The following is a 26261-nucleotide window of genomic DNA, read 5'->3' on the forward strand; positions in this document are numbered from 1 at the left end:
GGGTTTCTCTCTTTCGGGACGGGAAGCGGCGGCGGTGCGGTGGGTCAGGCCGGGCCGAACACCTCTCTCAGCTCGCCGAGGTTGGCGCGCGTGACCTCCCACAGAGGCCGCTGCGCGGCGTGCACGTCCGCCACGGCGCCCGCGTGGTCGTCGAGGACCGCCGCCGCCCGCTCCAGGAGCAGCGGCCCGAGGTCCCGGTCGTGCACCGACAGCCCCCACTCCTCGCGGCCGATGTCGGACAGGAAGTAGGCCAGCTTCGGGTGCGAGACGAGACTGAGGATCGGCGTGCCGCAGCCGAACGGGATCATCCCGGCGTGCCCGCGCATCCCGATCACCAGCCGGGACGTGCGGAACAGCGCGCGGATGTCGTCGTTCGTCCGCTCGTAGAGCTGCTCCACGGGCAGCGTGAGGCCGTGCACCCGGCGCAGGTCGTCCACGAACCGCTCGTCGGCGGGCATGTGCGCCGCGTACCGCACGTCCGCCCGCTCCCGCAGGCCGCGCAGCGCGAAGGCCGTCTGCGCGAGGAAGTGCCCGTAGTCGTGCCCGAAGCGCAGCCCCGCGCGGTCGTACGCGCAGTTCACCAGCACCGTGTCGGTCCGCTCGGCCGGGTCGGTCCAGCCGGGGACCAGATGCCGGGCGACCGTGGTGGGGCAGGGCTGGTACCGCACCCTGCCCCGCAGCCCTTCGGGGAGCAGTTCGCGGACGCGGTCGATGGAGCCGTGGTTGCGCAGGCCGAAGAACGCCGACCGCTCGACCAGGACGCGCAGGCTCTCCGCGAACCGGGCGCGCCGGTAGGGCTGGCCGTCGAACACGTTGTAGCCGACCGCGAACACCGCGAGCGGAGCGGTGAGCTGCCCGAGGAGTCCGTCCGGGACGTTCCACTGCCAGTGGCTGTTGCCGTTGGGGGAGGTGTCCGGCAGGAACAGCCCGCCGCCGCCCACGACCACCCCGCGCCGCGCGTTCAGCTCCTCCAGCGCCGCCTCGTCGACCAGCCGGTGCACGGGCTGCGCGTACCAGCGGCCCGGCCCGGTGTCCGGTCCGAAGCAGAGCCGTACGGCCTCCGGGAGCACCTTGTCCCCGGCGTTCTCCCGCCCCTCCGCGAACAGCGCGACGTGCGCGAGCTGTTCACGCGCGGGCGCGGGCGCCAACTCCCCGCCGCCGTCCGTGCCGCCGTCCGCCCGCTCCTCCTCCGCCCGGGTGCGGACGTGCCAGGCGTGGCAGCCGGCGTCGGTGGGGTCGGCGTCCAGGCCCTCAAGGGCGTACCGGCGGGCGTCCTCGTCCCGCCCCAGGATCCAGGCCAGGCGCGCCAGTTGCGCGTAGGCGCGGGGCGCGACGTCGGGGGAGGCCGCCGCGAGCAGCAGCCGCGCCTCCGCCTCCGCGTAGCGCGACAGCGCCATCAGGCACACGCCCAGCGTCTCCTGGCAGCGCGGCGCGTCCAGCCGGTCGCCCACCACCGGGGCGAGCACGTCGACCGCCTCGTCGTAGCGTCCCTGCCTGCGGTGCACCTCCGCGACCGTCCGCGCCAGGTCCAGGGAGGGGCGGGCCGCCAGCAGCGGCGGCGCGAGATGCGCGAGCAGTTCGGGGTGCTTCTCGCCGGGCAGCGCGCAGTACGCGGCCCGGAACGCCTCGTCGTCGGTCTCGAACCGGCGCCGCGCCTCGGCGGCCGGACCCGACGCCGGCGCGCCGGACCCGGCGGGGAAGCGCAGCACCGCCACGTTCGCCGGCACCGGCAGGTCGTCGCCCAGCCGGGCGGCCGGGAAGTCGTACCGCCCGTCCACCGGGGTCAGCACCTTCTCCAGCGCCGTCGCCGGGTCGTCCTCGCCCGCCGCGAGCCGCGCGAGCAGCGCGTCGTCGAGGTCGGCGCGCTGCACCACCAGCAGGCCGTCGAGCAGCCCGCCCCGCACGTCGTCCGCGCCGGCGCGTGGCACCGCGCCGACCCCGTGCCGCAGCCGCAGCAGCGGACGGACGTCGCCCAGCACGACCGAGTCCGGGGTGAGGACGACGACCGTGTCGTACCCGGCCGGCCTCAGCAGGTCCGCGAGGCCGCCGTCGCGGCGCGCGACCACCCGCGGGTGCAGCCGGCGCAGCACGTCGAACGCCTCCTCCGGCAGGCCCGGGTGCAGCACCACGACGTCCTCGCAGACGTCGGGGGCCGCGAGCGCGAGGCTGCGCAGCAGGGCGGCCGTGCCGGGCAGTCCGGCGGCGTCGGTGCGGACGGCGAAGGCGATCCGGCGTCTGCCGGTGACGGCGCTCCGGTCGTCCGCGAGGGCGGTGTTCATCGCAGGGCGGTCCTCATCGTGCGGTCGTCGACGTGCGTGGCGCGGTCCCGGACCCAGGCGGCCTCCCGCGGCCGCAGCGTGCCGCCGCCGTCGAAGCCGATCAGGTCCAGGCGGGGGGTGACGTCCAGGAAGTCCAGCAGGCGCAGGACGGTGAAGGCGGTGGTGGTCCGCTCGTCCCAGCCGTCCTCGCCGAGCAGCGCCGGATCGCCCAACGGGCGGCGCAGCGAGACGTCCCCGACGTGTTCCTGCGCCCCGGCCGTCAGCCGCTGCCGCAGGGCGCGCCGCCAGGCCGCCGCCGGGTCGCCGAACACCAGCCGGATCCCGGCCGGGCGGGTCCAGGCGGGCCCCTCCCACGGGGTGTCGCCGCGCAGCGTCACCGCGTGCAGGCCGGTGCGCTCCCCGGTGCCCTCGGCGCGGATCCGGAACGCGTCGCAGCGCACCACGACGTCGTAGCCGTCGATCAGCTCGCCCAGCGTGCTGTCGGCCACCGCCGGGGCGTTGGACACCAGGCACACGCTCCGGCCCGCGAGCAGCCCCCGCAGCCCGGTGACGCCGACCGGCTCGGCCCCGCCGAGCAGCGGGTCGGGCAGCGCGGACCGCTCCAGCAGCCGCCGGTAGCAGGCGTGCAGCCCCAGCAGCCGCCGTACGGCGTCGTCGTCCAGGCCCCGCTCGGACAGGCGCGCCCGCACGAACGCGGCGAACTCGGCCGCCGTGACCGCCGTGGTCCGGCCGGCCGGGGCGAGCAGCGTGTCCGCCGCCCCCGGGAACAGCGCGGCGGCCTCCTCCAGGCAGGCGCGGCGGCGGCGCAGCGTGGTGACCCGGCGGGCGACCTCGCCGGCCGCCTCCGCGCCGAGCTCCAGGCAGCGGTCGTACGACTCCAGCGCCTCGGCCTCACGGCCCAGCCGGTCCAGCGCGAGACCGCGCAGCCGCCAGGCGCCCTTGGAGCGCTGCCGGATCTCCACCGCCGTGTCCGCGACGGCCAGCGCCAGCTCCGGCGCGCCCGGGCCGCCCGCCTCAAGGGCCCGCTCGCCGACCCGCAGCAGGGCGTCGAACGGGTCCGCCGACGGACTCGCGAGCGCCCCCGCGTACCCGCCGATCGCCCGGACCAGCCGCGTGCCGCCGGGACCGGCGCCCTCGCCGCGCTCGGCGAGGTGGTCACCGCACAGGCGCAGCCCCCGGGCGAGGAGCGCCTGCGCGGGGACCTCCTTCCGCCGCGCCCTGAACAGTCCCGCCAGGGAGTTCGTCATCCGTGCCACCGTCCTCGTTCCGGACGCCGAATGTGCCCCAGCACGGCGGGCCGCCGGTGGCGTGAGGATGGACACCCGGTGAACAGTCCTCGGCGGGCGGCCGTCGGCCGCCCGCGCCGGTCGCGCCTCACCTGCCGACCGCCTTCCGCAGCGCCCGCACCCGCCGCACCACCCGCCGGGCGGCCCGGCTCCGCGGCAGGAACGCCAGCTGTCGCGGCACACCCCCAGGCAGCCCCAGCGCCGTGAGCCGCCGCCGGGGGAACCACCGCCCGTCCCACGCGCCCGCCGCGAGATACCGCTCCGCCTCGGCCCGCAGCGCGGGACGCACCTGCGGGCGCATGGTGAACGCGAGGGCGCTCAGCAGCCCGTCCAGGTCGCCGGCCGCGGGCGCGCCGCCCGCCGCCCCCGGCAGCACCGCCTCCGCCAGCACCAGCGCGGCCCGCCGCGGATGGTGATACGGCGTCAGCCTCTCCAGCGGGCGCCCGGTGCCGACGCGGGCGACCGGGAGGCCGTACAGGGCGGACGCCGTGAACAGCGCGGCCGACGCGCAGCCGACGACCAGCGCCGGGCGGGACGCCTCGTACAGCGCCTCCACCGGGACGGGCGGGTCCAGGACCGTGAGGTCCACGCCGAGGCGGCCGGCCTCGGCCCGCAGCCCGGCCGCGTGCCGGGACGGGGAGGCGGGGTGGGGCGCGAACACCACCCGGTCGTGGCCGCGTCCGGCCGCCGCCCGCACCATCTCCGCGTGCGGCGCGTCCTCGGCGCCCGCCCTGTCCGACGGGCGCTCCCCGACGACCAGCGCCGCCCCCTCCGGCACCCCCGTCACCGCCGAGGCGACCTCCTTCGTCACCGCCCGGAAGGCGTCCGCCGGGATCGCCCGCGCGGGCGCGCCGAACTCGCCCAGCAGCAGGGGCGTGAGGCCCGGCACCAGGTCCAGGTGCAGCACCTGCCGCACCCGTGTGCCGATCAGCGGGTCGAGCTTGCCGCGCGTAGGTCCGAAGCCGGCCGGGCCGGCCGCGAACACGTGCAGGGGAGCGCCCGTGAACACGCGGGCCACCGACTGCGCGGGCGCGGTGTCCGGGGCGCCCAGGACCAGCTCCACCCGGCCGTCCCCGAGCCCCCACGCCCTGCGGAAGTGCCGCTCCAGCAGCGGCAGGTCCTCCGTGCGCGGCGTCCAGGCCGCCGGGTGGAAGGGCCGTATCGCCTCGTTCCAGGACAGCACCGCGTCGAAGCGGGCGCGCAGCAGCCGCGCGAAGCCCGGCACCTCGTCCCACGGCGGGGCAGTCTCCGGCACCGGCGCGTCGTCGCACACCAGCAGCACCCGGCGCCCCGCCTCCGGCAGCAGCCCGGCCTCGGCCGCCGCGGCGGCGACCAGAACCTCCGCCAAACCGCTCGCGCAGACGATCTGTGTACCGGCCGCCCTCACGCGGCACCCCTTCCCGCGCGCAGCGGCGCCCGTCGCAGCCGCCGCAGCCGCGCCGCACGCGCCGCGTCCATCGAGTCCAGCACCTCGTCCAGCACGTCCCGCGGCAGCCGCCGCAGCGCGTCCGCGCACAGCCCCCGCAGCCGCGCGGCCACCGCCGGCTCGAACTTGTCCCGCTCGGCCACATGACGGTCCATCACCGCGCAGTACGTCCGCACCGCCTTCGGCAGCAGCCGGCCGGCGTCCCGGTCCGCCGCCGTCTCCGCCACCACCCGGTCGAAAGCCGGGACGAAGTCCAGCTGGCGCTCGTCCCCGATCCGGGTGAGGGAGGAAGCGACGCCCTTGCGGTAGAACACGCCCAGCAGGCCCACCACGGCGAACGACTCCGCCTCCCGGTGCAGCCGCCAGATCCACGGCCGGTCCTCCGCCGTGCGCAGCTCCTCCCGGAAGTGCAGCAGCCCACGATCCAGCAGCCGCCGGTGGTACAGCCCGGCCCACACCTGCGGGTAGTCCACCGCGGTCGTCCGGTCGGCGGGCAGGATCACCTCCCGCGGGTCCAGCACCTCGTCCCGCAGCCCCACCGGGACCCGCCGCACGGACCGGGAGCGCCCGGTGACCCGAACATGGTCCGTACGCAGGAAGTCACAGCCCAGTTCGTCCGCCGCGGCGACCAGCCGGGACAGGTACCCGGGGGCGTACCAGTCGTCGCCGTCCAGGAAGGTCAGGTACTCGCCGCTCGCCGCGTCAAGACCGGTGTTGCGCGCGACGGAGATCCCGCCGGCGCTCTCCCGGCGGACATGGCGCACGCGCGCGACGCGGGACAGCTCCTCGGCGGCCCGTTCGAGGAGCACCGGGGTGTCGTCCTCGGAACCGTCGTCGACCAGAACGAACTCGAAATCCGGGCGGGCATTCGCGCGCAGACCGCCGAGGGTGTCCGGCGCGAATTGCCGGACATTGCGGAAGGGGACGATCACGGAAAGCTTCGGCACCCGGAAAACATTAGGAGAGTGCCCGGCGTGCTTTCTTTCCGCCGGCCGTACGGACCGTGAACTCCGTGTGTCGGTCCGGTGGACCGCGCCTACCTCGGGCGTTTTCCCAGGTGGGTTCGGCCCGCGGCTGTGTGCTGTTAACTTTTCGTTGAGGCGCGGTTGGGCCGTTCGCGGAATTCGCTTCCTAACTTCTCCGGCGTGCCAGCAAGTGCAACGAAGCCCCTCAGGGTGGCGGTCCTCGCGGATTCCGACACCCGCTGGAAATGGGGCACGCTCACCGCGAACCGCATCGCGCCGCGAGACATCCGCCTGGACGGACTCCTGCTGCGGGGCCGCGCCACCCCCACCGCGCGCCAGCTCGGCGAGGTGGGTGTCACCGCGGACTCGCTCCGCGAGGTCACCGCAGTCGAGTTCCTGCGCACGATGCGCGAGGAGCCCTACGACCTCCTCGTGCTCGCGCTGGTCGGCGGCGGGGTGCAGGCGATGCTGCACGGACTCAAGCGGATCTGGGAGGACCGGCCGCGGCGGCCCGTCGTCGTCACCGGCTACGTCGGCGTCGTCTACGAGAAGCTCGCCGACGGCCTGCTGCTGCGCCACGGCGCCGACCTGGTGCTGGCCAACTCCCGCCAGGACGCGGACCGTTTCCGCGCCGTGTACGACGGCGTGGGCGCCGACGCCTCCTCGGTGACCGAGGTCGCGCTGCCGTTCCTCGGCGGCGCCGCGTACGAGGGCGAGCACGAAGGGCGCGGGCCTTACACGGTCGTGTTCGCCGCCCAGCCCTCCGTCCCCGACAGCCGCAGGGACCGTACGTACCTGCTGGAGCGGCTGGTGCGGCACGCCCGCCGGCACCCCGAGCGCGAGGTGCTGCTGAAACTGCGCTCCAAGCCCGGCGAACACACCACGCACATCGAGGAACTGCCCTACCAGAAGCTCGCGCAGCGGCTGGACCTGCCGCCCAACTTCCGTCTCGTCTACGGGCACATGGGCGAGGTCCTGGACCGCACCGACCTTCTGGTCACGGTCAGCTCCACGGCCGCCCTGGAGTCGCTGCACCGGCGCATCCCCACCGCGGTCCTCACCGACCTCGGCATCCGGGAGGCGCTCGGCAACCACCACTTCGTGGGCTCCGGCTGCCTCGCCTCCTGGGACCAGCTCGACGACGGACACCGCCCGGAGCCCGACCAGGAGTGGCTGGCCCGGCAGGGCGTGGCGGCCGACGGCGGCTACGCGACGGCCTTCGACACGGCCCGCGCCCGCATCGCCGAGCTGCTCGACCGGCCCGGCGGGCTCCCGCCGATCACCCCGTACTACACCCCCGTCACCGCGCCCGGCTATCTGCCCGGCGTCCTCGCCCGCCACCACCTCGGCCCCGACGGGACGCCGCTGCCCGGCGCGCCCGCCGCGGACCGGGAGCCCGGCCCGGTCCGGCGGATCGTGCGCCGCACCGCACGCGGCGCCTACCGCCACGGCGTGCAGCGCGTGGCGCCCGTGATCCGCCGCATGGGCGAGCTGTGACCGCCCGCACCCCCCCCATCGAGGAGCTGACCCCATGTCCGACTCTCCGGCCGTCCGCCGGGTGCTCGCCGTGATCCCCGCGCGCGGCGGCTCCAAGGGCGTCCCCGCGAAGAACCTCGCCCCCGTCGGCGGCGTGCCCCTGGTGGCCCGCGCCGTACGCGAGTGCCGCGCCGCCCGGCACGTCACGGACGTGGTCGTCTCCACCGACGACGCGGCCATCGCCGAGACCGCCCGGCAGGCGGGAGCCGAGGTCGTCCTGCGGCCCGCGGCCATCGCCGGCGACACCGCCACCTCCGAGGCGGCCGTGCTGCACGCCCTGGACGCGCACGAGGCGCTGCACGGCGCCCGGGTGGACGTCGTCCTGCTCGTGCAGTGCACCAGCCCCTTCCTCACCCGCGAGGACGTCGACGGGGTGGCCGCCGCGGTCGCCCGGGACGGCGCGGACACGGCGGTGACGGTCGCCCCGTTCCACGGCTTCGTCTGGCGTGACACCAACGTGGGGGCCGCCGGGACCGCCGGGGGAGGCCGCGGCGTCAACCACGACAAGTCCGTGCGCCCCCGCCGCCAGGACCGCCCCCAGGACTTCCTGGAGACCGGCGCCGCCTACGCCATGGACGCCGCGGGGCTGCGCGAGCACGGCCACCGCTTCTTCGGCCGCACCGAGCTGGTGCGCACCGACCCGGCGCGCGTCCTGGAGGTCGACGACCCGCACGACCTCGCGCGGGCCCGCGCCCTCGCGCCCCTTCTCGACGGGGGCCGCACCGGCCTGCCCACCGCCGACGACATCGACGCGGTGGTCCTCGACTTCGACGGCACCCAGACCGACGACCGGGTGCTGATCGACGCGGACGGACGGGAGTTCGTCTCCGTGCACCGCGGCGACGGCCTCGGCATCGCCGCCCTGCGCCGCAGCGGCCTCAAGCTGCTGATCCTGTCCACCGAGCAGAACCCGGTCGTCGCCGCCCGCGCACGCAAGCTCAAGCTCCCCGTGCTGCACGGCATCGACCGCAAGGACCTCGCCCTCAAGCAGTGGTGCGAGGAGCAGGGCATCGCGCCCGAGCGCGTGCTCTACGTCGGCAACGACGTCAACGACCTCCCGTGCTTCGCCCTCGTCGGCTGGCCCGTGGCGGTCGCGAGCGCCCACGACGCCGTACGCGGCGCCGCCCGCGCGGTCACCACCCTCCCCGGCGGTGACGGCGCGATCCGAGAGATCGCCGGCTGGATCCTCGGTCCCTCTCTCGAATCCCTCCCCCAGTAAGGAAACCCCAGGTCATGAGCACCAACTCCCGCATGCGCACCCTCGGTTCCCGCGAGGCCGGCCCCGGCCGCCCCGTCTACGTCACCGGCGAGATCGGCATCAACCACAACGGCGACCTCGACAACGCCTTCAAGCTGATCGACGCCGCCGCCGAAGCCGGCTGCGACGCCGTCAAGTTCCAGAAGCGCACCCCCGAGATCTGCACCCCGCGCGACCAGTGGGACATCGAGCGCGACACCCCCTGGGGCCGGATGACGTACATCGACTACCGCCACCGCGTGGAGTTCGGCGAGGACGAGTACCGCCGGATCGACGCGTACTGCAAGGAGAAGGGGATCGCCTGGTTCGCCTCCCCGTGGGACACCGAGGCCGTCGCCTTCCTGGAGAAGTTCGACGTGCCCGCCCACAAGGTGGCCTCCGCGTCCCTCACCGACGACGAGCTGCTGCGCGAACTGCGCGCCACCGGCCGCACGATCATCCTCTCCACCGGCATGTCCACCCCGAAGCAGATCCGCCACGCGGTCGAGGTGCTCGGCAGCGACAACATCCTGCTCTGCCACGCCACCTCCACCTACCCGGCCAAGGCGGAGGAGCTGAACCTGCGGGTCATCAACACCCTCCAGCAGGAGTACCCGAACGTCCCGATCGGCTACTCCGGCCACGAGACCGGCCTGCAGACCACCCTCGCCGCGGTCGCCCTCGGCGCCTGCTTCGTCGAGCGCCACATCACCCTCGACCGCGCCATGTGGGGCTCCGACCAGGCCGCCTCCGTCGAGCCGCAGGGCCTGACCCGCCTGGTCCGCGACATCCGCACCATCGAGGCCTCCCTCGGCGACGGCGTGAAGAAGGTCTACGAGTCCGAGCTCGGCCCGATGAAGAAGCTGCGCCGCGTCACCGGCGTGGTCGCCGAGGCGGAGATCGCCACGGCCGCCGGCGAGCCCGTGTCGGTCTGACCCGCCCTCACCCACCCCTACGACGGGAACGGTCGTACGTCGATGAGCCCCCGCGCCGGCCGCACCGGCCCCCGCACGCTCGCCTTCGTGGAGAGTCCGGTCCAGCTGCTCAACGTGCTGGAGTGGGCGCACGCCCACGCGCCCGGCGCGGGACTCGCCCTCGTGGTGCTGTCCCCGGTCGACCCGATGACCCGCGGCCAGCTCCGCCGCATGGCGGAGCTGGCCCGCGAGGAGGGGCACGACGTCCGCTGGGAGGAGGCGCGCGGGGGCGCGAGCGCCCCGCTGCGCACCATAGGCGGCCTCGCCGTGCCGCTGCGCCGGGCCCGGCGGGTCGTCCTCGGCGACCCGTTCTCCCGGTACGTGCAGCTGCTGCTGACCATCACCCGGGCCCGCGAGGTGGTGGTCGTCGACGACGGCACGGCGACCATGGAGTTCGCGGGCCAGCTCGCCCGCGGCGAACGCCTGGTGCGCTGGCACCGCAAGGGCGGCCGCCCCGGCCCCCGCGACCTGGTGTTCGCCCCCGTGTCCGGGGCGGCCCGGCGCCGGCTCACCCCCGGCGAGGACCGCACCGTGGAGGTCTTCACCTCCATGCCGATGGCGGACGTCCCGCCCGGCGTCACCGTCCGCGCACACACCTTCGCCTGGACCCGCGACCGCTTCGGGCCGCCCCGCGTCACCCAGGGCGCCGATCTGGTGGGCACCTCCCTGGTGGAGACGGGCGTGGTCGACGCCGACGCCTATGTGCGGGCGGTCGGCGCCCTCGCCCGCACCCACGGCGCCCGCCGCTACTTCGCGCACCGCCGCGAGACCACCGAGAAGCTGCACCGGCTGGCCGTGGAGACCGGCCTGGAGATCGTCCGCCCCGAACTCCCCCTGGAACTGGTCGCCCGCCGGGGCCCCGTGGGCCGTACGGTCGTCAGCTTCCCCTCCACCGTCGTCCACACCCTGCCGCTCGCCCTGGCCGGGACCGGTGTGCGGATCGCGGTGTGCGACATCGACCCGGCGTGGCTCACCGCCCACGCCTCCCCGCGCGCCCAGGGCTTCCTCGCCGACGTCGTCGGCACCGCGCGCGACGCCCACCAGCTGCGCCCCGCCACACCCCCGGGTCCGGACCCGCTGTCCGCCAGATGAACCGTCCGGCGTGGGTTGGGCCGGACGTGGTAACCGTGGAAGTACGGATGGTGCCGACGCCCGCGCGGGGGCTGTGACCGACCTCATGGCCCGGCAGGCCGTGTCGCCCCTACCCTCCCGAAAGGGCGGTGAGTGTACCCATCTCGCTGAACAGCTATGCGTAGGGCCGCCGGATTTTCTCCCTCCAACGGGCTGATTTTTCTTGATCAGGGGTCGGTGGAGCGCTCCGGAGCCCTACTCTTCAAAGGGTGAAGCCACTGATGTCACTGGAGTCCGAGATCGATCTCCCCGGGGGAGCGGTGCTCCCCGGTGCGCTGCCCGAGGCACTGCGCGCGGAACTCGTGGCGTTCCGGCGAGACCTCCACATGCACCCGGAGCTGGGCAACCAGGAGTTCCGTACCACCGCCGCGATCAAGGAACGCCTTCAGCGTGTAGGACTGCGCCCCCGCGTGCTCTCCAGCGGGACCGGGGTGATCTGTGACATCGGGACGGACGAGGAGGCCGGCACCGACGCGGCCATGCTCGCCCTGCGCGCCGACATCGACGCCCTGCCCATCCCCGACATGAAGGCCGGCTGCGCCTACCGGTCCACCGTGCCCGACCGCGCCCACGCCTGCGGTCACGACGTGCACACCACCGTGGTGCTCGGCGCCGGCCTGGTGCTGGCCGAACTGCACCGCCAGGGCCTGCTGCCCCGCCCCGTCCGGCTGATCTTCCAGCCGGCCGAGGAGGTGCTGCCCGGCGGCGCCGCCGACGTCATCGCCGACGGCGCGCTCGAGGGCGTCGGCCGGATCCTCGCCGTGCACTGCGACCCGCGCGTCGACGCCGGGAGGATCGGGCTGCGCCAGGGCCCCATCACCTCCGCCTGCGACCGTCTCGAGATCGCCCTGGAGGGCCCCGGCGGCCACACCGCCCGCCCGCATCTGACCACCGACCTGGTCACCGCCGCCGCCCGGGTCGTCACCGACGTGCCCGCGCTGGTCGGACGCCGGGTCGACAGCCGCAGCGGGCTCGCCGTCACCTGGGGCCGGGTCGAGTCCGGCCACGCGCCCAACGTGATCCCGCAGCACGCCGAACTCTCCGGCACCGTCCGCTGCCTGGACCTGGAGACCTGGCGGCAGGCGCCGGACATCGTGGTCGCGGCCATCGACGAGGTGGCCAATCTGCACCGCGCCAAGTCGGAGATCAACTACGTGCGGGGCGTCCCGCCGGTCGTCAACGAGGCCGGGGCCACCGAGCTGCTGCGCGACGCGATGATCGCCCGGCGCGGCACGGAGGCCGTCGAGGGCACCGAACAGAGCCTGGGCGGGGAGGACTTCTCCTGGTACCTGGAGCGCGTCCCGGGCGCCATGGCCCGCCTGGGGGTGCGCACCCCGGGCGAGCGCATCGTGCGCGACCTGCACCAGGGCGACTTCGACGTGGACGAGCACGCCATCACCGTCGGCGTGGAACTGTTCACGGCCGCGGCCCTGCTGGACGCCTTGCGGTAGGCGACGTACGCGGTCGGCCGGGTCCGACGAGGACACGGCCGGCCGTGGCTGAGCGCGCAGTTCCCCGCGCCCCTGAGGGCTGTGCACCCAACGGTGCCCGGAGGCGCCCATTCATGTCGCACCTCCCCGGACCTCTCCGCTTGCGGCCCGGTGCCGGGGGGTGCAGCGTGGGGGCCGTGCAGACGCGTATGCCCGTTCCGTTCCACTGCGACCCCCTGGTTCACAAGGACGTAACCGGCCATCGGCACGAATGGATAACGGCCCCGCTCGACCCCGTTCCCAGGAGTGTCTACGCGCGTTAATGTGCGCCGAACCGAGCACCCGCTGCGGGGCTTTGGAGAATGGGGAACTTCAGATGCGTCGGATATCCAAACTGACCCGCGTAGCGGTGGGGGTCGCTTCGCTCGCGCTCGCCGCCACCGCCTGCGGCGGGACCAGCAGTGACAACGGTGACAGCGGGGGCAAGGACGACCTCGGCCTCGCCATCGCCTACGACATCGGCGGCAAGGGCGACCAGTCCTTCAACGACGCCGCGTTCGCCGGTCTCACCAAGGCCAAGGAGGAGTTCGGCTTCAAGACCGCCGACGTCGAGCCCACCGAGGGCGAGACCGACGCGGACAAGGAGCAGCGCCTGGCCTCGCTGGCCCGCCAGGGCTACAACCCGGTCATCGGCGTGGGCTTCGCCTACGGCCCCGCGATGGAGGCCGTCGCCGCCAAGTACCCCGACACCACCTTCGGCATCGTCGACTCCGTCGTCGAGGGCGAGAACGTCGCCTCCCTGGTCTTCGCCGAGGAGCAGGCGTCCTACCTCGCCGGCGTGGCCGCCGCCAAGGCCACCAAGAGCAACACCGTCGGCTTCGTCGGCGGTGTGGACATCCCGCTGATCCACAAGTTTCAGGCCGGCTACGAGCAGGGCGTCAAGGACACCAACGCCAAGGTCAAGGTCGTCGCCCAGTATCTGACGCAGACCGCGGAGGAGGGCGGCTTCTCCAGCCCCGACAAGGGCAAGGCCGCCGCCGAGGGCCAGATCGAGAAGGGCGCCGACGTCATCTATCAGGCGGCCGGCCTCTCCGGCCAGGGCGTCATCGAGGCCGCGGCCACGGCGAAGGTCTGGGCGATCGGCGTCGACTCCGACCAGTACAACCAGGAAGCCCTCGCCGGCTACAAGGACTACATCCTCACCTCCGCCCTGAAGGACGTCGGCGGCGCGGTCTACACGCTGACCAAGTCGGTCCAGGACGGCAAGCCGCTGACCGGCACCCAGGTCTTCGACCTCAAGGTCAACGGCGTCGGCCTCTCCGACAGCAACCCCAAGATGGCCGAGATCCCGGGCCTGAAGGAGGCCGTGGACAAGGCGAAGACGGGCATCACCGACGGGACCATCAAGGTCAACACGGAGTGACCCCGGGGCCGGGTACCGCCCGGCTCCCACCTCCCGTACGAGCGGGCGGGCGCACCGAGCGCCCGCCCGCTCCGTCGTGCTCCCGGCGGAAGGCGCCCGGAAGGCGTCCGGAAGGCATCCGGAAGCCGCCAGGACGGGCCTCGGCGCTCACCCACCGCCACCCTCCGTTCGCGAACAGCAACGCCCCGTCCCGACAGGCGGAACCGGCTTGAACACGGGCGCATAACAAGGTGGACAGAAGGGGTTTTCAGGCCGGTCTACGCGCGTTAATCTGCGGCGAAGCCAGCGCCGTATCCCCGTACCGTCCCGGCGCTTGTAAGACTAGGAGCACCACACATGCGCCGGATTTCCCGGATCACGGTCGCAGGCGCAGCGACCGCCTCCCTGGCCCTCGCCCTCTCCGCCTGTGGCGGCACCTCCACCTCCGCGGGCTCCTCGGAGTCGAAGGAGGGCAAGGGCCTCGCCATCGCGTACGACGTCGGCGGCAAGGGCGACCAGTCCTTCAACGACGCCGCGTACGCGGGCCTGGAGAAGGCCAAGAAGGAGTTCGGCTACGAGACGGCCGACGTCGAGCCCACCGACGGTGAGACCGACGCGGACAAGGAGCAGCGCCTCGTCTCGCTGGCGAAGCAGGGCTACAACCCGATCGTCGGCGTCGGTTACGCCTACGCGACCGCCGTGAAGGCCGCCGCGGAGAAGTTCCCCGACACCACCTTCGGCATCGTCGACGACGCCACCGTCGAGGCGAAGAACGTCGCCGACCTGGTGTTCTCCGAGGAGCAGGCCTCCTACCTGGCCGGCGTCGCCGCCGCCAAGTCCACCAAGACCGACGTCGTCGGCTTCGTGGGCGGCGTGGACATCCCGCTGATCCACAAGTTCCGCGCCGGCTTCGAGCAGGGCGTCAAGGACACCGACCCCAAGGTCAAGGTCATCTCCCAGTTCCTCACGCAGACCGCGGAGGAGGGCGGCTTCTCCAGCCCCGACAAGGGCAAGAGCGCCGCCGAGGGCCAGATCGAGAAGAAGGCCGACGTGGTCTACGCGGCCGCCGGTCTGTCCGGTCAGGGCGTCATCGAGGCCGCCGCCGCCAACAAGGTGTGGGCGATCGGTGTCGACTCCGACCAGTACAAGCAGGAAGCCCTCGCCACGTACAAGGACTCGATCCTGACCTCGGCGATGAAGGATGTCGCCAAGGCGGTCTACAACCTGGCGAAGTCGGTCGAGGACGGCAAGCCCGCGACCGGTATCGTCAAGGGCGATCTCAAGACGGGTGAGGTGAGCCTGTCGAACTCCAACCCGAAGTTCGCGGACGACGCCGAGCTCCAGAAAGCCATCGAGACGGCCAAGGAGAAGATCATCAGCGGCGAGATCAAGGTCAAGTCGAGCTGAGTCACACCCTGAACCACCGCGGGGTCGCGACCGCTCGACGGGGTGCGAGGAGCCAGGCTCCTCGCACCCCGTCGGTCAGGTGCGCCACCCCTTTGTATGCCGTAGGGGCGCTACGCGCGTAGACGGCCCCCGTCCCCAGGAGAGTGCGTCATCAACGCGTCCAGCAGCCCTCCGGCCGGAGCGGCGGTCCACAAGACGGTGACCGCCGTGGAGCTCGCCGGGATCACCAAGCGCTTCCCCGGTGTCGTCGCCAACCACGACATCCACCTGACCGTCCGCAAGGGCACCGTCCACGCCCTCGTCGGCGAGAACGGCGCCGGCAAGTCCACCCTGATGAAGATCCTCTACGGCATGCAGAAGCCGGACGAGGGCACCATCACGGTCCACGGCGAACAGGTGAACTTCTCCTCGCCGGCCGACGCCATCGCGCGCGGCATCGGCATGGTGCACCAGCACTTCATGCTGGCCGACAACCTCACCGTCCTCGAGAACGTCGTCCTCGGCAGCGAGAAGCTCCACGGCATCGGCGGCAAGGCCCGCCGCCGCATCAAGGAGCTGTCCGAGCGCTACGGCCTGGACGTGCGCCCCGACGTCCTCGTGGAGGAGCTGGGCGTCGCCGCCCGCCAGCGCGTGGAGATCCTCAAGGTCCTCTACCGCGGCGCCACCACCCTGATCCTCGACGAGCCGACCGCCGTGCTCGTCCCGCAGGAGGTCGACGCGCTCTTCGACAACCTGCGCGAGCTCAAGGCCGAGGGCCTGTCCGTCATCTTCATCTCCCACAAGCTGGGCGAGGTGCTGTCCGTCGCCGACGACATCACCGTCATCCGCCGCGGCACCACGGTCGGCACCGCCGTGCCCTCCGAGACCACCCCGCGCCAGCTCGCCGAGCTGATGGTCGGCAGCGAGCTGCCCACCCCGGAGACGGCCGAGTCCACGGTCACCGACCGGCCCGTCATCAGCGTCGACAAGCTGCGCCTGGCCGCCCCCGGCGGCAAGGCCCTCCTGGACGACATCTCCTTCACCATCCACGAGGGCGAGGTCCTGGGCATCGCCGGCGTCGAGGGCAACGGCCAGACCGAACTGGTCGACGCCCTCATCGGCCTGCGGCACGCGGACTCCGGCGTCATCCGGCTGGCCGACGAGGAGATCACCGCCTGGCCGACGCGCAAGCGCCGCGAGGAGGGAATCGGCTACATCCCCGAGGACCGCCACCGCCACGGCCTGCTCCTGGAGGCCCCCCTCTGGGAGAACCGCATCCTCGGCCACGTCACCGAGAAGCCCAACGCCAAGGGCGTCTGGCTGGACCCGAAGGCGGCCCAGGAGGACACCCGGCGGATCGTCACCGAGTACGACGTGCGCACCCCCGGCATCGAGGTCACCGCGGCGTCCCTGTCCGGCGGCAACCAGCAGAAGCTGATCGTCGGCCGCGAGATGAGCCACAAGCCGCGCTTCCTGATCGCCGCCCACCCCACCCGCGGCGTGGACGTCGGCGCGCAGGCCGCGATCTGGGACCACATCCGCGAGGCCCGCCGCGAGGGCCTGGCCGTGCTGCTGATCTCCGCCGACCTCGACGAGCTGATCGGCCTGTCCGACACCCTCCGCGTGATCTACGACGGCAAGCTGGTCGCCGACGCCGACCCGGCCACCATCACCCCGGAGGAACTCGGCACCGCCATGACCGGCGCCGCCGAGGGCCACCTCGAACACGAAGAGACCCCCGAGACCCAGGCCGACGTGTCCAAGTCCGCCGAGTCTCCGGAAGACGAGGCCCGCTGATGAAGAAGTTCGACAAGGAGCGCGTGCTCCTCGCGGTGGCCGGACCGGTCATCGCGCTCGCCGTGGCCTTCGTGCTGAGCGCGATCGTGCTGGTCGCCTCCGGCAAGAACCCCGTCGAGCCGTTCGCCCTCATGTTCGAGCAGGCCGGGTACTCGGACGTCCAGGTGCTGATCCTCAACCAGGCCTCGATGTACTACATCGCGGCCCTGGCGGTGGCCATCGGCTTCCGGATGAACCTGTTCAACATCGGCGTCGACGGCCAGTACCAGCTCGGCGCGATGATGGCCGCCATCGTCGGCGCGCACGCGAACCTGCCGGCGTTCCTCCAGGTGCCGCTGCTGCTGCTGACCGCCGTGTGCACCGGCGCGTTCTGGGCCGGCATCGCCGGCGTCCTCAAGGTCACCCGCGGGGTCAGCGAGGTCGTCGCCACGATCATGCTCAACGCGATCGCCACCTCGCTGATCGTCTACATGTGGAAGCCGGACGTCTTCGGCGTCAAGATCGGCAACAACAGCACCACCGGCGAGATGCACGAGTCCGGCTGGATCCCGGGCATCGACCTCGGCGCGGCCGGCGAGATCTACGGCCTGGTGATCCTCGCCGTGCTCCTCGGCATCGGCTACTGGGTCGTCCTCAACCGCACCCGCTTCGGCTTCGACCTGCGCGCCTCCGGCTCCTCCAGCTCCGCCGCGGCCGCCAGCGGCGTCGACCCCAAGCGCATGGTCCTCACCGCCATGCTGCTCTCCGGCGCCATCGCCGGCCTCGCGGGCCTGCCGATCCTGCTCGGCGACTCGCACACCTACAACCTCAACTTCCCCACCGGCATCGGCTTCCTCGGCATCGGCATCGCCCTGCTCGGCCGCAACAGCCCGGTCGGGATCGTCTTCGCCGCCCTCCTGTGGGCCTGGCTCGACAAGGCGTCGCCCGAGCTGGACTTCCACGGCTACGACAAGGAGATCGCGGTCATCATGCAGGGCCTGATCGTCCTCTCGGTGGTCGTCTCCTACGAGGCCGTCCGCGAGTGGGGCCTGCGCCGTCAGCAGCGCCGGGTCGGCGCCGAACTCGCCGCGGGACACGTCCTGGGCGCCGACAACAACACCACGAAGGAGGTGGCCGGCCGATGACCGCTCCGACCACAGCGACCGACGTCAACCAGCCGTCGCTGGAGCACGCCCCGCCGACCGGCCGCCGCATGTCCTGGCCCGTCCTGCTGCTGGTCATCGCCGGGGCCCTGGCGCTGACCTCGATCGTGCGCCTGATCACCGGCGCCGACGGCATCACCAACGTCAGCCAGATGTCCACCGCCCTCCAGCTCGCCGTGCCGATCGGCCTGGCCGGCCTCGGCGGCCTGTGGGCCGAGCGCGCGGGCGTGGTGAACATCGGCCTCGAGGGCATGATGATCCTCGGCACCTGGTTCGGCGCCTGGGCCGGCTTCCAGTGGGGTCCGTGGACCGGCGTCCTCGTCGGCGTGATCGGCGGCTGCCTCGGCGGCCTGCTGCACGCGATCGTCACCGTCACCTTCAACGTCAACCACATCGTCTCCGGTGTGGCGATCAACATCCTCGCCCTCGGCGCCACCCGCTACCTGGCCCCGCTCGCCTTCGAGGGCCACCAGGGCGGCTCCGCCAAGCAGTCCCCGGCGGTCGAGTCCCTCGGCCACTTCACCGTGCCGGGACTGTCGGACGGACTGAGCGACCTCAACGACAAGGGCTGGTTCTTCGTCTCCGACATCGCCGGCCTGCTCGGCGGACTGGTCACCGACGTCTCCTGGCTCACCCTGATCGCCGTCGCCCTCGTCCCCGCCACCTGGTGGATCCTGTGGCGCACCCCGTTCGGCCTGCGGCTGCGCTCCTGCGGCGAGAACCCGGTGGCGGCCGAATCCCTCGGCGTCAACGTCTACAAGTACAAGTACCTCGCCGTGATCATCTCCGGCGGCCTGGCCGGCCTCGGCGGCGTCTTCCTGTCGATCGTGGCCAACCCCTTCTACCTGGAGGGCCAGACCAGCGGCCGCGGCTACATCGGCCTCGCCGCGATGATCTTCGGCAACTGGATGCCGGGCGGCCTCGCCATCGGCGCCGGCCTGTTCGGCTACACCGACAGCCTCAACCTGCGCGGCGGCTCCACCAACGTGCACGCCCTGCTGCTGCTCGGCGCGCTGCTGCTGGTCATCGGCGCGATCTGGCTGGCCGTCCGCAAGAAGTACGTCCAGGCGGTGATCACCCTGGTCGTCGGCGCCCTCGTGTTCGCCTGGTACGCCGGCACCAACGAGGTCCCGAGCCAGGTCGTCGCCGCCACCCCGTACGTCGTCACCCTGGTCGTCCTCGCCCTCTCCGCCCAGCGGCTGCGCATGCCCAAGGCGGACGGCATGCCGTACCGGAAGGGACAGGGCAAGTGACCGCGGCCGCCGACGTCGACTGGGACGCCCTGCGCGCGGCGGCGCGGGACGCCATGTCCTATGCCTACGCCCCCTACTCGGGGTACCCGGTCGGCGTCGCGGCCCGGGTCGACGACGGACGCACGGTCACCGGCTGCAACGTCGAGAACGCCTCGTACGGACTCGGCCTGTGCGCCGAGTGCGGTCTGGTCTCGGAGCTCCAGCGCACCGGGGGCGGCCGGCTCACGCACTTCACGTGCGTGGACGGCGGCGGCGAGATCCTCGTCCCGTGCGGCCGCTGCCGCCAGCTGCTGTACGAGTTCGGCGGACCCGGACTGCTGCTGGAGACGCCCGAGGGCATCCTGCCCCTGTCCGAGATGCTGCCCCAGGCCTTCGGCCCCCAGCACCTCACCAAGTAACTCCCGTGCGGCCCCTCCCGACGGCGCCCGGCACCCCGGGCGGCGTCGAGCGGAGGGGCCGCGCTCTTCGCACCCCCCGGAAGGAACGCCAGCCATGGCCATGGACGTCATCTCCGTCATCCGCACCAAGCGGGACCGCGGCGAACTCACCGACGAGCAGATCGACTGGGTCATCGACGCGTACACCCGTGGCGAGGTGGCCGACGAGCAGATGTCGGCCCTCGCCATGGCGATCCTGCTCAACGGCATGAACCGCCGGGAGATCGCCCGCTGGACCGCCGCGATGATCGCCTCCGGCGAGCGCATGGACTTCTCCTCCCTGTCCCGCCCCACCGCCGACAAGCACTCCACCGGCGGCGTCGGCGACAAGATCACCCTGCCGCTCGCGCCGCTGGTCGCCGCCTGCGGTGCGGCCGTCCCGCAGCTCTCCGGCCGCGGCCTCGGCCACACCGGCGGCACCCTCGACAAGCTGGAGTCCATCCCCGGCTGGCGCGCCCTGCTCTCCAACGAGGAGATGCTGTCCGTGCTCGACGGCACCGGCGCGGTGATCTGCGCGGCCGGCGACGGCCTCGCCCCCGCCGACAAGAAGCTCTACGCCCTCCGGGACGTCACCGGCACCGTCGAGGCGATCCCGCTGATCGCCTCCTCGATCATGTCCAAGAAGATCGCCGAGGGCACCGGCTCCCTCGTCCTGGACGTCAAGGTCGGCTCCGGCGCCTTCATGAAGACGATCGAGGACGCCCGCGAGCTGGCCTCCACCATGGTGGGCCTCGGCACCGACTCCGGCGTGCGGACGGTCGCCCTCCTCACCGACATGTCCACCCCCCTCGGCCTCACCGCCGGCAACGCCCTGGAGGTCCGCGAGTCGGTGGAGGTCCTGGCGGGCGGCGGCCCCGCGGACGTCGTCGAGCTGACCATCGCCCTGGCCCGGGAGATGCTGGACGCGGCCGGCATCCACGACGCCGACCCGGCGAAGGCCCTCGCCGACGGCTCCGCCATGGACGTCTGGCGCCGCATGATCAGCGCGCAGGGCGGCGACCCGGACGCGGCCCTCCCGGTCGCCCGCGAGCAGCACGTGGTGAAGGCCCCGGCCTCCGGCGTCCTGACCCGCCTGGACGCCTACGACATCGGCGTCGCCGCCTGGCGCCTCGGCGCGGGCCGCGCCCGCAAGGAGGACCCGGTGCAGGCCGGCGCGGGCATCGAGATGCACGCCAAGCCCGGCGACACCGTGACGGAGGGCCAGCCCCTCCTCACCCTCCACACGGACACCCCGGACCGCTTCGACTACGCGCTCCAGTCCCTGGAGGGCTCCTTCGACATCGGTTCCGGCGCGGACTTCACCGCCACGCCGGTGGTCCTGGAACGCATCGCCTGACCAGCACTTTCTCCTTTCGGGTGAACGGGACCGGTGGACCCCTGCCGGTCCCGTTCGTCATGTTTCCTGTCCCCATGCACGTGTACAACGGCGACTACGTCAAGGCCGACACCGAGTGGGAAGAACTGTGCTGGATCCGGGAGCGGACGGACGCTCCCAAGGGCTGCTGGCACGGCGCACCGGAGAACGGCGTCTACCGCGTCATCGACGCGGGCCCGTTCGGCGAGCCGATCAAGCTCCCCGCCCCCTTCGACCTCGTCATCGACACCGGCGAGTTCCCGCACAGCTGACTCACCCCAGCAGCGCCGCCACCGTCACCAGCACGGGCACCGACAGGGCCGTCGAGATCAGGATCGCCTCCCGGGCCAGCCTCTCGCCGACGCGGTAGCTGCTCGCGTACGTGAAGAGGTTCTGGGCGGCCGGGAGGGCCGAGGTGACCACCACGTCCAGGAGGTGCGCGCCGTGCAGGCCGAAGACGCCTGCCGCCAGCGCCCAGGCCGCCAGCGGCTGGCCCACCGCCTTCAGGCCCACGGCCAGCAGCACCGCGCCCCGGTCACCGCCCCGCAGGGGCAGCGTGCTGCCCCGCAGTGAGATGCCGAAGGCGAGGAGCACGGCGGGAACCGCCATGTTGCCGACGAGCTGCACCGGGTCCCATACCGGGCCGGGGATCTTCACGCCCGCCGCCGACACCGCCACCCCCGCCAGCGACCCCACCGCGATCGGGTTCCGCAGCGGGGTCAGCAGCCGGCGCCACAGCGGCTGCTTCCCGCCCGCCGTCGACAGGTCCAGGATCGTCAGCGCGACCGGCGTGACCCCGACCAGCTGGAACAGCAGCACCGGCGCCACCAGCGAGGCGTCCCCCAGCACGTACACGGCGATCGGGATGCCCAGGTTGCCGGAGTTGACGTAGCTGGAGCACAGGGCGCCGATGGTGGTGCGGCCCACGCCCCAGCCGCGCGCCACGCCCACCGCGACGAAGACGCCCGCCACCGCCGCCGTGCTCAGGGCGGTGACCAGGAGGCGGCTGGAGAACACCACCGACAGGTCGGCCCGGGCGAGCGTCGTGAACAGCAGCGCCGGGGACGCCACATGGAACGCCAGCTTGGTCAGCACCTCGCTGCCCTGCGCGCCGAGATTCCCCCGCCGTCCGATGACGTAGCCGACGCCGATGACGACGGCGATCACCAGGAACCCGCTCAGCACCCCCTGCACGGCGGCTCCCCGTGACGGCGGACGGCACCGGAACCCGGGGACGGCGATGATCTGTGGCGCATACAGCCAACCCTCCGGGGAGGGCCGCACCCTGGTCAATGTGATCCTCGGCGCGGGCGCGGCCGGCCGCCGCGCGATGAGTTACAGGCCCGCGGCCGGTCTACCGGTCGTGGACGCCATGACACCGCCCGTACTCGTGCTCAGCGGCCCCCTCACCCCGGGAGAGGTGAGCGGGCCGTGCGAGGCGCTGCGCGCCCTGCTGGACGGCGGGGGGCGCGGCCGTGTCGTGGTGTGCGACGTCGCCGGGCTGGGACCGCCGGGCCTGGACGCCGTGAACCTGCTGGCCCGGCTGCAGCTCACCGCCCGCCGGGCCGGCGGGCGGATACGGCTGCGCGACCCGTCCCCGGCGCTATGCGCCCTGCTCGACCTCGTCGGTCTCCGCTTCGAGATGGAGGGGCAGCCCGAACAACGGGAACCACCGCTGCGTGTCCAGGAAGCAGTGGAACCCGGTGATCCGGCCGTCTGAGATCTCCAGCGCCTGCACCGCCCACGGCGTGTACCCGCCGTTCTCCGGGTCGGGCTTGTACTGCGCGAACCCGGGCAGTCCGTTGACCTCGACGGGCAGCAGCTTGGAGTTCGCGCAGGCGGCGCCCAGCGTCGTCATGAAGCCCGTGATGTCGTCGGCGCCGGTCAGCCACAGGTCGAACGGCGGCATCGTCATGACCGCGTCCTCGTGCAGCAGCGCGGTCAGCGCCGACATGTCGTATCCCTCGAAGGCCGCCACGTACCGGTCGAGGAGCTTCTTCTGGTCCTCGTCCAGCGGGTCGGAGACCGCCGCGTCGGCGCCCGGCTCCCGGCGCTCGGCGAGCGTCGCCCGGGCCCGCTGGAGCGCGCTGTTGACCGACGCGACCGACGTGCCCAGCAGCTCGGCGACCTCGCTCGCCTTCCACGCCAGCACCTCGCGCAGGATCAGCACCGCCCGCTGCTTGGCGGGCAGCTTCTGGAGCGCCGCCATGAACGCCAGCCGCACGGACTCCTTGGCGACCGCGGCCTCCGCCGGGTCGGCGGGGGTGGGCAGCACCCGGTCGTCGGGCATCGGCTCCAGCCAGGTGTGGTCGGGGCGGGGGGACAGGGCGGCCTGCGCGAGGGGGGTGGACTCCGTGAGGTCCATCGGGCGGGCGCGCTTGTTGCCCGCGGACAGCATGTCCAGGCAGACGTTCGTCGCGATGCGGTAGAGCCAGGAGCGGAGGCTGGAGCGGCCCTCGAACTTGTCGAGGCTGCGCCAGGCGCGGATCATCGTGTCCTGCACCGCGTCCTCGGCCTCGAAGGAGGAGCCGAGCATCCGGTAGCAGTAACCGGTGAGCTCCACCCGGTACTGCTCCAGCGTGGCGTCCAGATCCGTCGTCGCCGTGCCGTTCGTCATCGTCCACCCACCCCAAGCGGCCTTGTGGCGGCGCTTCGTCGCGCCCACCACTTCGGAAGCTACCGCAGCCCACTGACAACGGCCTGCCGCACGGGTGAACACGCAGGTCGGAGCCGCTGACGCAGGCGGTTCTTCGCCCCCGCCGCCCCTTCCCTTCCCGTCCCTGGGGGCTGCGCCCCCAGACCCCCCTTGTCGGCCCTGGCGGGCCTCGTCCTCAAATGCCGGACGGGCTACAAGTAGCCCCTCCGGCGTTTGAGGAGCGGGGTCCGGGGCGGAGCCCCGGGTCGGAAGGTCAGGCCGCCTTCGCCGCCGCCCGCGTCCCCGCCAGGGTGATCGCCGCGACGCCCGCCACGGCCACCAGGCCGACCCCGACCGTCCCGGCCCAGCCGCCCGCGTGGAACGCCACCGCGCCGACCGCACTGCCCGCGCTCGACCCGACGTAGTACGCGGACTGGTACAGCGCGGCCGCCTGAGCCCGGCCCTGAGTCGCGGTCCTGCCCACCGCCGAGGACGCCACCGCGTGCCCCGCGAAGAACCCGGCCGTGATCAGCACCAGCCCCAGCAGCACCAGCGGCAGCGCGTCCGCCAGCGACAGCAGCAGCCCCGCCGCGGTGGTCGCGCCGCCCGCGTACAGGGCGCCCCGGCGGCCCAGCCGGCCCACCAGCCGTCCGGCCGCGGACGCCGACACCGTGCCCACCAGGTACACCAGGAACACCGACCCGGCGACGCCCTGCGGCAGCGAGAACGGCGCCTCGGTCAGCCGGTACCCGACGACCGTGTACACGCCGCCGAACACCGTCATGAACAGCGCGCCGATCGCGAACAGCCGCCGCAGCAGCGGGTTGCCGAGGTGACGGCGGACCGTGCCGGCCAGCACGCGCGGCGCGAGCGAGCCCGGCCGGAAGTGCCGCGGCACCGGCAGCAGCAGCCGGAACGCCACCGCGCACGCCACCGCGACCGCGCCGATCACCCCGACGGCGACCCGCCAGCCCCACTCCTGCGCCACCCAGCCGGTGATCACCCGGCCGCTCATCCCGCCGACGCTGTTGCCCGCCACGAAGAGCCCGATCGCGGTCACCAGCGCCTTCGGCGTGACCTCCTCCGCGAGGTACGCCGTCGCCGAGGCGGGCAGTCCGGCCAGCGCCGCGCCCTGGAGCGCCCGCAGGGCGACCAGCGCCCCGAGCGACGGGGCGAACGGCACCAGCAGGCCGAGGGTCACCGCGACGGCCAGCGAGGCCGTCATGACCGTACGCCGCCCGAACCGCTCGGACAGGGCGCTCATCGGCAGCACGAACAGCGCCAGGCCGCCCGTCGCCGCCGACACCGTCCAGCTCGCGTCGCTCGCGCCGGCCGCGAACTCGCCGGAGACCAGCGGCAGCAGAGCCTGCGTGGAGTACAGCAGCGCGAAGGTGGCGATGCCCGCGAGGAACAGGGCGAGACTCATCCGGCGGTAACCGGGACCGCCCGGGGACATCCGGGTCTCGGTGGCGGGCGGCGGGGTGGAGGGGACGGATGCGACGGCGCCCACGCGGGTGGACGCCCCGGTACTGGCGGGAGTCATGCCTCGAACGTACGGAGGTCTCCGCTCATCCGTCCAATGCATGGAATCGTCATAATCGTTCCCATGGAGCATCAGCAGAGGTCAGCCGGTCGCCTGTCACGAACCGGTGACACACGAGACAGGGAGGAGACGGCGCGGCTGCTCGCGCCCCGCCTCGCCCACTTCGCAGGGGTGGCCCGCACCGAGCACGTCACCCGGGCCGCCCAGGAGATGCAGGTGCCGCAGTCCACCCTCTCCCGCGCCCTGGTGCGTCTCGAGGAGGACCTCGGCGTCGAGCTGTTCGCCCGGCACGGCCGCACCGTCTCCCTCACCCCGGCCGGCCGCACCTTCCACGCCTCCGTCGCCCGTGCCCTGGACGAGATCGGACGCGCGGCCGAGGAGGTCCGCGCCGACGCCGACCCCGCCACCGGCAAGGTCGCCTTCGGGTTCCTGCACACCATGGGCGCCGAGACCGTGCCCGGCCTGCTGCACGCCTTCCGCGCCGACCATCCCGGCATCCGCTTCAGCCTGGTCCAGAACCACGGCGAGGCCATGCTGGAGGGCCTGCGCGGCGGCGAGCTCGACCTGTGCCTGACCTCGCCGGTGCCGTCCGCGCCGGACCTGGTGGCCCGCCGCCTCGACGAGCAGAAGCTGCGCCTGGTCGTCCCCGCCGACCACCGCCTCGCCGGCCGCCGCCGGGTCCGCCTGGCCGAGGCCGCCGACGAGACCTTCGTGACCCTGGAACCGGGTTACGGCCTGCGCCGCATCACCGACGACCTGTGCGCGCAGGCCGGCTTCGCGCCGCGCATCGCCTTCGAGGGCGAGGAGGCCGAGACCCTGCGCGGCCTGGTCGCGGCGGGCCTGGGCGTGGCCCTGCTGCCCCCGCCGGCCTTCCCGCGCCCCGGCGTGGCCGAACTGACGGTGACCGCCCCCAGGGCGGCCCGCGAGATCGGCGTGGCCTGGCTGGCAGGCCGCCCGGACACACCCCCGGTGGCGGCGTTCAAGAAGTTCCTGCTGTCGAAGCGGGGGAGTCTGCTGCCGGGGTGAGCGGAGGAGCCTGCTGCCGGGG

Annotated in this window: 22 protein-coding genes; 15 read left to right on the forward strand and 7 right to left on the reverse strand. The window is 73.3% G+C overall.

What is annotated here, in order from left to right; genetic code table 11:
- Positions 1 to 44: 44 nt before the first annotated feature.
- From ACFOSY_RS02345 to ACFOSY_RS02360, 4 genes are all read right to left on the reverse strand, one after another.
- The gene (locus ACFOSY_RS02345; protein WP_394305025.1) at positions 45 to 2279 is read right to left on the reverse strand and encodes a polysaccharide pyruvyl transferase family protein; all 2235 of its coding nucleotides are present in this window, start codon (positions 2277 to 2279) and stop codon (positions 45 to 47) included.
- Positions 2276 to 3526, reverse strand: a complete 1251-nt coding sequence (locus ACFOSY_RS02350; RefSeq protein ID WP_394305026.1) for a hypothetical protein — start codon at positions 3524 to 3526, stop codon at positions 2276 to 2278. The genes ACFOSY_RS02345 and ACFOSY_RS02350 overlap by 4 nt, the downstream gene beginning before the upstream one ends.
- Before the next feature lie 127 nt (positions 3527 to 3653).
- Positions 3654 to 4952 (reverse strand): polysialyltransferase family glycosyltransferase, encoded by a 1299-nt coding sequence (locus tag ACFOSY_RS02355; protein ID WP_394305027.1) that lies wholly within the window; start codon positions 4950 to 4952, stop codon positions 3654 to 3656.
- Positions 4949 to 5938, reverse strand: coding sequence for a glycosyltransferase family 2 protein (locus ACFOSY_RS02360; protein WP_394305028.1), 990 nt, complete (start codon positions 5936 to 5938; stop codon positions 4949 to 4951). Before ACFOSY_RS02360 ends, ACFOSY_RS02355 begins: the two co-directional genes overlap by 4 nt.
- A 198-nt stretch (positions 5939 to 6136) precedes the next feature.
- Between ACFOSY_RS02360 and ACFOSY_RS02365 the strand changes: the two genes are divergently transcribed.
- From ACFOSY_RS02365 to ACFOSY_RS02425, 13 genes are all read left to right on the forward strand, one after another.
- Entirely contained in the window at positions 6137 to 7453 is a 1317-nt protein-coding gene (locus ACFOSY_RS02365; RefSeq protein WP_394305029.1) for a DUF6716 putative glycosyltransferase, read from the forward strand.
- A 34-nt stretch (positions 7454 to 7487) separates the two neighbouring features.
- Positions 7488 to 8711 (forward strand): cytidylyltransferase domain-containing protein, encoded by a 1224-nt coding sequence (locus tag ACFOSY_RS02370; protein ID WP_394305030.1) that lies wholly within the window; start codon positions 7488 to 7490, stop codon positions 8709 to 8711.
- Positions 8712 to 8725: 14 nt separating this feature from the next.
- Positions 8726 to 9664, forward strand: coding sequence for an N-acetylneuraminate synthase family protein (locus ACFOSY_RS02375; RefSeq protein ID WP_394305031.1), 939 nt, complete (start codon positions 8726 to 8728; stop codon positions 9662 to 9664).
- Positions 9665 to 9706: 42 nt separating this feature from the next.
- Positions 9707 to 10795 (forward strand): hypothetical protein, encoded by a 1089-nt coding sequence (locus tag ACFOSY_RS02380; RefSeq protein WP_394305032.1) that lies wholly within the window; start codon positions 9707 to 9709, stop codon positions 10793 to 10795.
- A gap of 260 nt (positions 10796 to 11055) precedes the next feature.
- Positions 11056 to 12285 carry a M20 family metallopeptidase gene (locus ACFOSY_RS02385; RefSeq protein WP_394305427.1) on the forward strand — a complete coding sequence of 410 codons (1230 nt, stop codon included), beginning with the start codon at positions 11056 to 11058 and terminating at the stop codon, positions 12283 to 12285.
- Positions 12286 to 12640: 355 nt separating this feature from the next.
- Complete coding sequence (locus ACFOSY_RS02390) at positions 12641 to 13687, forward strand: BMP family lipoprotein (RefSeq protein ID WP_394305033.1); 1047 nt, start codon at positions 12641 to 12643, stop codon at positions 13685 to 13687.
- Between the two features lie 336 nt (positions 13688 to 14023).
- A complete protein-coding gene (locus tag ACFOSY_RS02395; RefSeq protein WP_394305034.1) occupies positions 14024 to 15073 on the forward strand; it encodes a BMP family lipoprotein in 1050 nt (349 codons plus the stop codon).
- Between the two features lie 198 nt (positions 15074 to 15271).
- Positions 15272 to 16849 carry an ABC transporter ATP-binding protein gene (locus ACFOSY_RS02400; protein ID WP_394305035.1) on the forward strand — a complete coding sequence of 526 codons (1578 nt, stop codon included), beginning with the start codon at positions 15272 to 15274 and terminating at the stop codon, positions 16847 to 16849.
- Positions 16849 to 17973, forward strand: a complete 1125-nt coding sequence (locus tag ACFOSY_RS02405; protein ID WP_394305036.1) for an ABC transporter permease — start codon at positions 16849 to 16851, stop codon at positions 17971 to 17973. The genes ACFOSY_RS02400 and ACFOSY_RS02405 overlap by 1 nt, the downstream gene beginning before the upstream one ends.
- Positions 17970 to 19244, forward strand: a complete 1275-nt coding sequence (locus ACFOSY_RS02410; RefSeq protein WP_394305037.1) for an ABC transporter permease — start codon at positions 17970 to 17972, stop codon at positions 19242 to 19244. The genes ACFOSY_RS02405 and ACFOSY_RS02410 overlap by 4 nt, the downstream gene beginning before the upstream one ends.
- Entirely contained in the window at positions 19241 to 19642 is a 402-nt protein-coding gene (locus ACFOSY_RS02415; RefSeq protein ID WP_394305038.1) for a cytidine deaminase, read from the forward strand. The genes ACFOSY_RS02410 and ACFOSY_RS02415 overlap by 4 nt, the downstream gene beginning before the upstream one ends.
- Before the next feature lie 100 nt (positions 19643 to 19742).
- Positions 19743 to 21017 (forward strand): thymidine phosphorylase, encoded by a 1275-nt coding sequence (locus ACFOSY_RS02420; RefSeq protein ID WP_394305428.1) that lies wholly within the window; start codon positions 19743 to 19745, stop codon positions 21015 to 21017.
- A gap of 74 nt (positions 21018 to 21091) precedes the next feature.
- Positions 21092 to 21307, forward strand: a complete 216-nt coding sequence (locus ACFOSY_RS02425; RefSeq protein ID WP_394305039.1) for a hypothetical protein — start codon at positions 21092 to 21094, stop codon at positions 21305 to 21307.
- Between the two features lies 1 nt (position 21308).
- Here ACFOSY_RS02425 and ACFOSY_RS02430 read toward each other — a convergent pair whose 3' ends face one another.
- Positions 21309 to 22229, reverse strand: coding sequence for an AEC family transporter (locus tag ACFOSY_RS02430; RefSeq protein ID WP_394305040.1), 921 nt, complete (start codon positions 22227 to 22229; stop codon positions 21309 to 21311).
- A gap of 136 nt (positions 22230 to 22365) precedes the next feature.
- Between ACFOSY_RS02430 and ACFOSY_RS02435 the strand changes: the two genes are divergently transcribed.
- On the forward strand, positions 22366 to 22755 hold the full coding sequence (locus tag ACFOSY_RS02435) for an STAS domain-containing protein (RefSeq protein WP_394305429.1): 390 nt from the start codon (positions 22366 to 22368) through the stop codon (positions 22753 to 22755).
- On the opposite strand, the gene ACFOSY_RS02440 is transcribed toward ACFOSY_RS02435, so the two are convergent.
- A complete protein-coding gene (locus tag ACFOSY_RS02440; protein WP_394305041.1) occupies positions 22639 to 23652 on the reverse strand; it encodes a sigma-70 family RNA polymerase sigma factor in 1014 nt (337 codons plus the stop codon). The genes ACFOSY_RS02435 and ACFOSY_RS02440 overlap by 117 nt on opposite strands.
- Positions 23653 to 23944: 292 nt before the next feature.
- Positions 23945 to 25213, reverse strand: coding sequence for an MFS transporter (locus ACFOSY_RS02445; protein ID WP_394305042.1), 1269 nt, complete (start codon positions 25211 to 25213; stop codon positions 23945 to 23947).
- Positions 25214 to 25276: 63 nt separating this feature from the next.
- On the opposite strand from ACFOSY_RS02445, the gene ACFOSY_RS02450 reads away from it, so the two are divergent.
- A complete protein-coding gene (locus ACFOSY_RS02450) occupies positions 25277 to 26239 on the forward strand; it encodes a LysR family transcriptional regulator (RefSeq protein WP_394305043.1) in 963 nt (320 codons plus the stop codon).
- Positions 26240 to 26261 lie beyond the last annotated feature (22 nt).

Source organism: Streptomyces lusitanus, from assembly GCF_042647945.1.
Taxonomy (GTDB): Bacteria; Actinomycetota; Actinomycetes; order Streptomycetales; family Streptomycetaceae; genus Streptomyces; species Streptomyces pseudogriseolus.